The sequence below is a fragment of the Kluyvera intermedia genome (assembly GCF_021440345.1).
Lineage (GTDB): Bacteria > Pseudomonadota > Gammaproteobacteria > Enterobacterales > Enterobacteriaceae > Kluyvera > Kluyvera intermedia_A.
The window spans coordinates 1-425 of sequence record NZ_JAKCNS010000155.1; the positions used below are offsets into that span (position 1 = coordinate 1).

Annotated in this window: 1 protein-coding gene; it reads right to left on the bottom strand. The window is 63.3% G+C overall.

The features are described from left to right. Nucleotides 1-425: DmsC/YnfH family molybdoenzyme membrane anchor subunit (locus LZ634_RS22435; RefSeq protein ID WP_234508933.1), on the bottom strand; the 425-nt coding region annotated here is incomplete at both ends.

A 425-nucleotide genomic window follows, 5' to 3' on the forward strand; every position in this document is an offset into this window, starting at 1 on the left:
CCAGCACCAGCACAAAGGCCAGGCTGAGCAGAGGCAGCGCCGGTTGATAGCCCTTCAGCTGCGGAGCCACCCAGCACACCAGCGCCAGCGCAATAGCGGCAATCCGCCATGCCATCAGCGAGCCGTAGTCCGGCACCAGCGCCGAAGCCTGCTGGATAGAACTGTGAATCGAGGCCAGCTCAACGCCCTGCATCAGCGACACCACTACGCTCACCGCCAGTGCCGCCAGGCTCACCGCTGGCAACAGCCGCAGCGCCCAGCCCTGAACACCCGCCCAGCACAGCAGCAGATAGCCAAGCAGCGGACCTCCTATAAACAGCGTCAGGAAGAAGCTCAGCGGCGTCCAGACGCTGTACCAGGTCGGCACGGTATCGATGGTGTTATACACACGAACCATCATCCACACGAACACCACGCCCAGCACC